The sequence below is a fragment of the Silicimonas lutimaris genome, from assembly GCF_047314965.1.
Classification (GTDB): domain Bacteria; phylum Pseudomonadota; class Alphaproteobacteria; order Rhodobacterales; family Rhodobacteraceae; genus JAVJUV01.
This window is the reverse complement of sequence record NZ_JBLBVK010000046.1, coordinates 106,948-116,498: the sequence shown is the minus strand read 5'-3', so window position 1 is coordinate 116,498 and position 9,551 is coordinate 106,948. Positions and strand designations below refer to the sequence as shown.

10 protein-coding genes and 1 pseudogene are annotated in these 9,551 nt (G+C 60.0%); 5 read left to right on the top strand and 6 right to left on the bottom strand.

Going from position 1 to position 9,551, the window contains the following annotated elements:
• The first annotated feature begins 6 nt into the window (after positions 1-6).
• From ACKLNI_RS09195 to ACKLNI_RS09175, 5 genes and pseudogenes are all read left to right on the top strand, one after another.
• A complete protein-coding gene (locus ACKLNI_RS09195) occupies positions 7-135 on the top strand; it encodes an integrase core domain-containing protein (RefSeq protein ID WP_413716991.1) in 129 nt (42 codons plus the stop codon).
• Positions 132-509, top strand: a pseudogene (locus ACKLNI_RS09190) (oligopeptide/dipeptide ABC transporter ATP-binding protein); the annotation flags it as partial. The gene ACKLNI_RS09195 and the pseudogene ACKLNI_RS09190, both read left to right, overlap by 4 nt.
• Positions 506-1,468: an ABC transporter ATP-binding protein gene (locus ACKLNI_RS09185; protein ID WP_413718770.1), complete on the top strand. Its 963-nt coding sequence runs from the start codon at positions 506-508 to the stop codon at positions 1,466-1,468. The pseudogene ACKLNI_RS09190 and the gene ACKLNI_RS09185, both read left to right, overlap by 4 nt.
• Positions 1,465-1,974, top strand: a complete 510-nt coding sequence (locus tag ACKLNI_RS09180) for a nucleoside deaminase (protein WP_413718769.1) — start codon at positions 1,465-1,467, stop codon at positions 1,972-1,974. The genes ACKLNI_RS09185 and ACKLNI_RS09180 overlap by 4 nt, the downstream gene beginning before the upstream one ends.
• Positions 1,974-2,663: an aspartate/glutamate racemase family protein gene (locus ACKLNI_RS09175; RefSeq protein ID WP_413718768.1), complete on the top strand. Its 690-nt coding sequence runs from the start codon at positions 1,974-1,976 to the stop codon at positions 2,661-2,663. Before ACKLNI_RS09180 ends, ACKLNI_RS09175 begins: the two co-directional genes overlap by 1 nt.
• Positions 2,664-3,217: 554 nt before the next feature.
• Here the strand turns inward: ACKLNI_RS09175 and ACKLNI_RS09170 are convergent.
• The 6 genes from ACKLNI_RS09170 to ACKLNI_RS09145 all read right to left on the bottom strand — a co-directional run bounded on the left by ACKLNI_RS09170 (position 3,218) and on the right by ACKLNI_RS09145 (position 9,441).
• The gene (locus ACKLNI_RS09170; protein WP_413718767.1) at positions 3,218-4,195 is read right to left on the bottom strand and encodes a zinc-binding alcohol dehydrogenase family protein; all 978 of its coding nucleotides are present in this window, start codon (positions 4,193-4,195) and stop codon (positions 3,218-3,220) included.
• 296 nt (positions 4,196-4,491) lie between these two features.
• Positions 4,492-4,800, bottom strand: coding sequence for a hypothetical protein (locus tag ACKLNI_RS09165; RefSeq protein ID WP_413718766.1), 309 nt, complete (start codon positions 4,798-4,800; stop codon positions 4,492-4,494).
• A gap of 246 nt (positions 4,801-5,046) precedes the next feature.
• On the bottom strand, positions 5,047-5,931 hold the full coding sequence (locus tag ACKLNI_RS09160; protein ID WP_413718765.1) for a UTP--glucose-1-phosphate uridylyltransferase: 885 nt from the start codon (positions 5,929-5,931) through the stop codon (positions 5,047-5,049).
• 87 nt (positions 5,932-6,018) lie between these two features.
• Entirely contained in the window at positions 6,019-7,512 is a 1,494-nt protein-coding gene (gene ggpS / locus ACKLNI_RS09155; RefSeq protein ID WP_413718764.1) for a glucosylglycerol-phosphate synthase, read from the bottom strand.
• A gap of 10 nt (positions 7,513-7,522) precedes the next feature.
• Positions 7,523-8,302, bottom strand: coding sequence for an HAD-IIB family hydrolase (locus ACKLNI_RS09150; protein ID WP_413718763.1), 780 nt, complete (start codon positions 8,300-8,302; stop codon positions 7,523-7,525).
• On the bottom strand, positions 8,299-9,441 hold the full coding sequence (locus tag ACKLNI_RS09145) for an NAD(P)H-dependent glycerol-3-phosphate dehydrogenase (RefSeq protein ID WP_413718762.1): 1,143 nt from the start codon (positions 9,439-9,441) through the stop codon (positions 8,299-8,301). Before ACKLNI_RS09145 ends, ACKLNI_RS09150 begins: the two co-directional genes overlap by 4 nt.
• Between the last annotated feature and the right edge of the window lie 110 nt (positions 9,442-9,551).

The window sequence follows — 9,551 nt, the reverse complement described above, 5'->3', positions numbered from 1 at the left end:
GCTCAGATCGTCATCAATCACTGGCTCAGGCAGTACAATCACACCCGGCCGCATCAGGCACTCAACATGCGCCCGCCCGTTCCTGAAACCCTATTAGAGAAACCCCTGATCAGTGGCCCATACACAGGGGGCTAGACAAGCTATGCCGTGAGCGCGGAACAGCCGTAATGCTGGTGACGCATGACATGGGCGTAATCGCCGAGACAGCGGACCGCGTCGCCGTCATGTATGCGGGGCGGATTGCCGAGATGGGATCCGTCGACGATGTCGTCCGCCGGCCGCGCCATCCCTATACCGAGGGCCTCATGGCCTCGATTCCAAGCATGCATGGCGACGGAGAGGAATTGCGGATGATCCCCGGAGCAATGCCGCGACTGGACGCGATACCGGACGGCTGCGCGTTCAACCCGCGCTGCGCTCATGCCGGGCCCCGCTGTCGCCGAGAAGTGCCGCGCATCGACGGTCCCGGCGCCGCCTGTTGGCTGGCGCTTGAAGGAGCGACTGCATGACTGCGCGGGACGCCATCCTTGAAGCAATTGCGCTGGAACGGCGGTTCGACGTATCCGCACCTTGGCTGAACCGGGTCATCGAAAGAAAGCCGCGTCAGGTTCTTCGAGCCGTCGATGGGGTCGATTTCGAAATCAGGCGGGGCCGGATCCTGGCCATCGTGGGAGAGTCCGGTTGCGGAAAGAGCACGATCGCAAAGCTTGTCACCGGGCTCTTCCCCCCCTCTGGCGGCGCGATCCAGTTCCATGGCGACCCCGAGCGTATGCAGATGATATTTCAGGATCCCTATGCCTCGCTCAATCCGCGCTGGCGGGTGGGTCGCATCGTGGCAGAACCGCTTCGCACGCTCCGGCCCGATACGTCCGATGCCGATGTCGACGCCCGTGTCGCGGAGTTGTTGCAAACCGTGGGCCTGTCGCCAACGGACGCATCGAAATACCCACATGCCTTCTCCGGGGGCCAGAGGCAGAGGATATCCATCGCCCGTGCGCTGGCGGGCGAACCCGAATTCCTTGTCTGCGACGAGCCGACCTCGGCTCTCGACGTCAGCGTTCAGGCCCAGGTGCTGAACCTGATGAAACGGCTACAAAAGGAATTCGGCCTGACATACCTCTTCATCAGTCACGATCTTTCCGTCGTCCGGCACATGGCCGACGAGATCGCCGTGATGTACCTGGGCCGCATCGTTGAGCTTCAGCCCAAGGCCGACCTTTTCGAACGTCCTCTGCACCCGTACACGCGGATGCTGCTTGACACGATCCCCGACCTTCAGGAGCCGAACCGCGACCGCCAGCCGATGGGAGGCGAAGTGCCATCGCCCATCGCGCCGCCCAAAGGGTGCAGTTTTCACCCGCGCTGCCCATTGGCCTTTGACCGCTGCAAGATGGAACGTCCGGTACGAAAAGCCGATGTGCATCAGGGTCGTGTCGCGTGCTTTGGCGCAGAGGAGACTGAGCGATGAGCTATGTCGAGGCTTTCATGCGCCGCGCCATCGAGATTTCCGCCGAGGCTTTGACGACACATGGCACCGAGCCTTTCGGGGCCGTCGTCGTGCGCGATGGCAAGATCGTGGGCGAGGGGATCAATCGGTCAGTCCTGAACCACGACCCGACCTCTCACGGAGAAACCGAAGCGATCCGAGATGCCTGTCGCAAGCTTGGCACCGTCGATCTGCGCGGCTGCGACTTGTATACGAGTTGCGAGCCATGTGCCTTGTGTGTCGCAGCAATGGAGATCGCCGGTATTTCCAACCTGTATTACGCAGCGAGCATGGGCCAGGCCGGTGCTGCACTGGGGGCTTTGCCGGAAGCCGTGCGGTTTCCGATCGATGTCGACCGTTTGCGCCACGAATGCGCGCATCCCGTCGATCAGAGGCACTTGCCCGCCTCGCAGGCGATGGCCGGGGACGCGGCGAACATTCTGGAGGATTGGGCGCGGCTTGCGTTGTCGCGACAGAGGTCACCGTGATGGATGCCCGCAACAAGCTCGACGATGCCGACAGAGCCGCAATACTTCCTGACATCCTTTTGTTGAACGCGAACACCAACGCGGCAATGACCGAAAAGATGCTGATTGCCGCGCGTGCCCGGCATACGAATTGCCGTGCAGCAACCGTCGCTCGCGGAGCCCGCTATATTTCTGATGGGGACGCGGCCTCTGTCGCTGCGGAGGCGGTCTCGGAGTTCGCGGAGACGCTTGATGCCGATACCATGCCGGATGCCTTGGTCATCGCCTGCTTCGGTGATCCGGGGTTGTGGAGCCTACGGGACCGCTTGGCGATTCCGGTGGTCGGCATGGCCGAAGCCTCATGCCACGTCGCGTGCCAGATGGGTCGCCGTTTTGCAATTGTAACCGGAGGCGCGGCGTGGAAACCGCTGCTGCATAGCTTCGTAGACGAGATCGGTCTCACCGCACGAATGAGCGGGATCTATACCCTTGCCCATACGGGCGATGTTTTGGCTGAAGCCCCCGAGCGCGCATGCTCTCTTATTGCTCAAGAGATTGATCAGGCCCAAAGCGATGGAGCTGACGTTGTCATCCTCGGCGGTGCGGGCTTGGTAGGGTTCGCAGAAAGGCTGCAATATGCGTCGGAGGTTCCCCTGCTGGACTCTCTGTCTTGCGCTGTGTCACAGGCGATAGCGGTTTCCAAGGTTTGATACTTCGCTTGGAACAAGAGGTTCGATAGCGATTTCAACATTCCAACAGTTGCGTGTGCTTTGGCTCAAACTTTTTGCCAATGGCAAGTCAATCCATCTCTCAAGACAAAGCAAAAGGCCTGAGTCGCGGGCCGACCGATTCGCCACCGTCTGCTTATCTCTGTAATGGTCCCGTTGGTGGAAAGCGTATCGTTTATGACTTGTTTACAAGGCGGTAGCGCCGCTTCAATTACCAGTAAGGATACGTGCAGTGCCCGCGCAGGGAAGAACTCCGGTTCCAAAATACAGCTAAGTCCCGCAACTCGGTCATCGAGCCCACTCTGACGAAGGTCTGCTTTGCCCGCTTGAGCCGACCTCCGCTCACTAACGGACGGATCGAGATCGGCCAATGGCTGCTTCTTGGAGCTGCGGACGTTCGCAGAAATCAGGGTAATGACCGAGTTGCGGCACAAAGCCGCCGTTTGCCGCATGGCAACAACCAGGAGCGAGACAAACGATTTCTGTGCAGACATGATAGTCATTCCTCGGTCGCCTGCGACGGTCCGTCCGGACTCTCAGGTGGTCACGACAATCTTGCCGCCAGCAGAATTGTCTTCCATCGCGCGATGCGCCTCGGCGATCTCGTCAATCGAGAAAGTCATCCCAATGGGCGGGTTGAAGGTACCCGCCTCGACGGTATCCACAACCTGCTGAAGCGGCGTAGAAATGAAGTCTTCGGAGCCGCCGGAATAGGTCGTCAGGTTCACAGCGGTCGGAATTGACCCCATGGGACTAAATCGCTCGATCTCCCAGGCGTTTCCGACCATGCCGGTCATGCAGACTGACCCGCCCATGGCCGCGCATCGCAGGCTATCCAACAAGGTCGTGGTCCCAACCAGTTCAAGGACCCTGTTGACGCCTGCTGGATGGGCCTTGCGCACGGCAGGCGCTATCTCGCCTCCGTCAACAAATACCTCATCTGCGCCATTCCTCAGCAACATGTCTCGTCGGTCTTCCCGCCGGGATGTGGCGAGGACGTGCAGTCCAGCCTGCTTGGCCAAGATCGCAGCCGTCAGTCCAACCGAGGTGGTTCCGCCACGGATCAGTAGGGTCTCGCCGGGTTTGACACCTAACGCGGTGTTCAAAGATCCCCATGCAGTCTGAACCATTTCGGGAAGGGCTCCGAGAACCGACCATGGAAGCGTGGTGGTGACCTTCTGGACCTGCCCGGCAGGCACAAGGGTGTATTCCGCATATCCCCCATCGAACTGCCGTCCCATGCCGCCCATTGCGGTTGCAACGGTGTCGCCTTTCTCGAAGCCACCGTCTGGCGCGGAAACGACTTCGCCAACAGCCTCAATGCCTAGAACACGTGGGAATGGCACATTCGGGGAGTGACCCTGTCTGGTGAACAACTCCGACCTGTTGAGACCGAAGGCCCGCACTCTTATCAACACCCAGCCCGGTCTCGGTTCAGGGATCGGCAGAGTTTCGAGCTGCAGAACATCGGGTCCACCGGCCTTCCGAATGACAACTGCCTTCATGCCGCTCATCTGACGCCTCCCGGACAGAGATTGCATGCTAGCATGACCGGGGCGACGGTCCAAGGCGGGCTCGATTGCGTCATCTGAGCGATCTAGTCAGATGATCGGTTTGCTGCGCTTTGCTGGTGCTCACGGCCAGTCGGCGGCGAAGCCATGTTCGGCTTCTAACTCCAACGACCGCTCTTGCGAGAAGCGTACCGTGAGCCGATGTGGGGCTATGTCTGCGTTGCGGGACGAAGCGGGTATTCAATCGAAGGCCGTACGGCGGCCGTGACAGGCAAACTGGAGACCATCCCTTTCTCGTCTCACTTGCCCAGGAGCTTCAGCACGAGGTCCGGTTGATCTATGGACGCGGAGAACCCGCAATCAAGCACTGTGCGCCAGAGACCCGTATCATTGCCGTTGACCAAGGCCGAATCCTCGGGGCCACCGGAACTTATCGTCAGCACAATCCCCAGTTCTTCGAGTCTTGAAACGAACTCGGGGGTCAGATTGGCACTGGCGACGCTGACCATCCTGATCGTCGATCCAAGCTGTGCGTAGATCGCGTCGAAATCGGCAAGGTAGTTCCGCGATCGAAACAGAGCGACCGCCACGCCGATGCCAGTCGCCAAGGACGCCTCGCGCAATTTGCTTTGGCCAGTCCCTGAATAGAAGAGATTGAAAAGTAGAAGTTTCGTGGCCTTTTATCGGAGCCATTGTGGGGAGGTGCGCCGGCTAACTCGTGACAAAGTCGGTGCACCACCTCGAAACTGCGCTTGGGGCATTGAGGGCTAACATACAGCTGACATCCGCGCGAACGCGTTTTCCCCCGTGTATTGGGTCTCGGGCGGCGAGAGCGCCGCACCTCGGAGGTGGGATTAAGCCGCGCTCCTCGCGTGGTTCCGGTTGCCCGTATAGGCATCCAGTACCTCGGCCAGTTCCGGATCCTGTCCGGCCAGATGCAGCGTCGCCTCCAGCATCCCCGATTTAGAACCGCAGTCGAATCGCGTTCCCGAAAAGCGGAATCCGGAAATCGGACGCTCCATCGCATGCGCGTCGATCGCGTCGGTCAGCTGGATCTCGCCGCCCGCGCCTGGCGCCTGGGTCTCGAGCGCGTGGAAGATGTCGGGGTCCAGCACATAACGGCCAATTACGGCTAGACGGGAAGGCGCGTCTTCCACGGCCGGCTTTTCGACCATGCCGTGAGCACGGGTGATGCGCCCTTGCTGACTGGTCACGGCAAGCACTCCGTATTTCGAGACATCTTCCGCCGCCACAGCCATCGTCGAAACCAAGTGCCCGCCGTCATAGGCCTCGATCATCTCGCCAAGGCAGGGCGTGCCAAGAATCAAGTCATCGGGCAGGATCACCGCGACGGGCCCATCGAGCACATGCTCCCTGGCGCAGAGGACGGCGTGGCCCAGCCCTCTCGGCTCGTCCTGCATCGTGAAGACGACATCATCGGTCTTCGGGCAGAACGCTGCCTCCTTCAGCTCTTCTGCAAGCTGTGGCTTGCCTCGGGCCTCGAGCTCGCGGCGAAGGCGTATGTCGTCCATCACATGCCGTTCAATTGCAGGCTTCGACTTGTGCGACACGAAGACCATCCGCTCGATCCCGGCGGCCCGGGCCTCGTCAATCGCGTATTGAATCAGTGGCGTGTCGAGTACCGGGAGCAGCTCTTTGGGTGTTGCTTTTGTGGCCGGCAGAAAGCGGGTGCCAAGGCCAGCAACAGGGAAAATGGCGGTTCGAACCTGAGTTGTCATTGCAAGATCCTCTCAATTCTCCACCGGTCGCGCAAAGGAAGGTGCGCGATCCGGAAGGTGTTCTGTGGGTGTTTTCCGGCGTGCGTTTCAGGCCGCGGCCGTGTTTTTGGTTGGGCCGCTCAATTCCAGCGTCCCCGGCTGCCATGTTCTGATGTCATCGGATTTGACAGCCGCCCGCAGCCGCCTCATCCGTCGCCTACGCTCCAGTGAATCCATTCTTAGCGCCTCTAGGATCGTGCGATCCATGGAACGGTGCGAAAACGGATTGGTCACAAGCGCATCATGCAGCTGTACCGCTGCCCCGGCGAATTCCGACAGAACCAGAACCCCGTCCTCGTCATGCCGGGAAGCGATATATTCCTTGCAGACAAGATTCATTCCATCCGCCAAAGGCGTGATCCACGCAACATCGGCTGCCTGGTAATAGGCCACGAGTTCCTCAAGCGGGAGCGCGCGCGAAACCAGCGTCACCGGCTGCCAGTCGAAGGTGCCGAACCTGCCATTGATCCGCCCGGCGACCTGCTCGATCTCGGCCTGAATCTCGGCATAGGCCGTCATGTTTCGGTTGGCCGAGACCGAGATATGCATTAATCGCAACTTCTGATCGCGCAACTCAGAGTTTGCCTCAAGTATGCGTTCAAACGCTTCCAGCTGTTGCACGCCTCCTTTTGTGTAATCGGTGCGCCCGACCGAGATGACCAATTGGCTCTTGCCAAGTTCCTGGCGGATTGCGGCCAGCCGCGCATTTGTCTCAGGCGCGCGGGCTACCTTATCCAGATAGTCAGTGTTCACCCCGACAGGACAAACGTTTATCGCGGTCTTCCGCCCGTTATGAGCGATCGTTTCGCGGATCGACCGCTCGGTCAGGGCTGTCGCCTCGCTCACAAAGGCGGGGTCCACGGCGACTGTGTCGCCGAGTTCCACGTCAAAGAGACTACTCGCCACGGAAACGAAGTTCGCCGCATAGCGTGGAATGTGGAAGCCGACATCATCGCAGGCCAAAAGGCTCTCGATGATTTCCCGTCGCCAGGGAAGTGCGTTGAACATGTCGGCTGAGGGAAACGGCGTGTGATGGAAAAACGCGATCCGCACGTCAGGTCGCATCTTTCGAAGATACCCCGGCACCAGCCAGAGGTTGTAATCATGCACCCAGACAAGGGCACCTTCCGCAGCTTCTTCCGCCGCCGACTCGGCAAAGCGCTTGTTCACATCCCGGAAATTCTCCCAATCGACGGGGTCGTAATTGTACCGCTCCTTGAACGCGTGCAGGATCGGCCAGAACGCCTCTTTCGAGGTGATATGGTAGAACTCGCGCACCTGGTCTTCCGAAAGCGCCAGACGTGAAACGGTATATTGCCCGTACTCGTCGCTGATTTCGACCTTCTGTTCGAACTCTGGCGCCGACGGATCGTCGGCCAGTTTCCAGGCGATCCAGGAAGCGTGATCCACCCTTCCGAAAAAACTCTTCAGCGTCGGCACGATCCCGTTCGGGCTTTTGTTCACCCGACGTACGAGCTTGCCGTTTTCAATAGCCTCCTCGTAAGGCTGGCGGTGATAGACAATGACAAGATCCGATGACATAGCCGTCTCCTTAGGCCGGGTTCTGCGCCAGAAAGCCGTGATGCAGGATCGCCTCGGCAATCCCGGTCACGCCGACACCCTTGGCACAATGAAGGTGCTGCAAATCCTTGACCTTCTCGATGAGCCCAGGCTCCGAACCGCCAACGGCGACCGCCGGCAAGCCCAAATCCAGCATCGAAAGATCATTCAGCGTGTCGCCAGCCACCAGCGTCTTCGAGTTGTCGACGCTGAGATAGGTCAGCAGCCGCAGAAGAGACGGTCCCTTGCTCACTCCCTTCGGCAATACATCGAAGAACCGGTTGTCCGAGATCAACGAATCCAGCCCAAAACTGGCGACGATATCGAGAGCCTTGGCGTCGAACGTCTCGGGGTCCATGTCATAGCTTATGCGATAGCGAAAAGCCGATGATTGCGGCGTCAGCCCCCTTATCGAGCGGAGCGCGTTCGACACTTTCATACCAGCGGCGCCCCAGGCTTCGGCAATCTCGGCCTCCAGTTCCTGGATCGGGGCCACATGGCCGTCCGTGTCGAAGCTGGCAATTGTCGTGCCAACATCACCGATCACGTAATCGGGGGCGGGCAGACCGTTTTTCACCTCATTCGAGATGAACCCAGGATCGCGCCCCGTCACAAAGATCAGCCCGACCTGGTGTCGGTTGTTTTCAATCCAGGAATAGAACTGTCCCCGTTCCTTGTCGGTCCCTCCAAGGAAAGTCCCATCAAGGTCGGTTGCAAGAACCATGTCCTTTTCGGAAATGGGTGTGACGGCGAACGTTTCGTGCCGGGTCATGAGATCCTTTCTGCAAGCGTTGCTATGTCTTTGTCGGTTGCGGGGTGGGCAATAGCGAACTCCATCGCCATCGGCTCGGCTTCAAGGGGGCGTGCCCAAAGCGCGGCAAATGCCTGCCCCAGGTCAGCGCCCTCATGGAGGATGGCCCGAACCGTTTCGCAGATCGGCATACTGATGCTGAGCTTCCGGGCCAGATCGGTAATCGAGACAGCATTCGCCTCGCCTTCCACGACGACAGGACGGCCTTCGAAACACTCAGCTCGTGGTGTGCCAGCGCCCAGTTGCAGGCCTAGCGACATGTTCCGGGAGGTGGTGCTGTTGCAGGTCAGCGTCAGATCGCCCAGGCCCGAGAGACCCGTCAGGGTCTCGCGCCGCCCACCCAAGGCAGCGCTCAACAGCTTCATCTCGTCCAGCCCGCGCGTGATCAGCGCCGCGCGGGTATTGTCGGAAAAGCCCGCCCCGGTCATCATCCCGCAGGCCAGAGCGATCACGTTTTTTACCGCACCGCCGATTTCGACGCCCACAAGGTCGTCCGAGACGTAAGCCCGGAAATGCTCGGTGGTAAGCGACACGGCAAGGCGTACCGCCGGGCTCTTCTCGGGCGAAATCCGGTCGAGCGGCGAAAACGGAAAGGCGACCGTTGCCGCGGTGGGATGGCGAAGGATTGTCTCGCGTGCAAATGTCGGGCCAGAGACGCAGCCAATCGGATGCCCGGGCAATTCTTCCTCCGAGATCTGGGTCATCAGAAGTCCCGTCTCGGCTTCGATCCCTTTGGCACAGATCGCCACCGGTGTGCCGGGCGCGAGATACTCTCCAACCTGACGCGATACCGAACGGATGGCGCTCGACGGCACGACGATCAACACAACATCGGCATCTCGCACCGCATCGGCCATCTTGTGAACGGCGTGCAAAGACGGTGGCAACGGTGCTTCTGCGACGTAGGCTTCGTTGCGATTGTTGGCGTTGATGTCCTGAATGGCCTCCGCCTTCCGACCCCATATCCGCACCGAAGTCCCGTTGTCAGCGAGCGTCGCGCCGAGGGCCGTGCCCCAGGAGCCGATGCCGATCACTGCCGGACGCTTGAAAGGTTGGACTGCAGACGGCACACCGCCTGCATCGAAAGACTGATGCTGCATGATGACCTCATGGGAAGGGGCTGGGTATGCGGCGGTTACGCCGGGCGCTGGCTTTTCTAGCGCCAAATATGTCGCTTACAGAACATTCATGTCGCAAACGTACTCTTTGC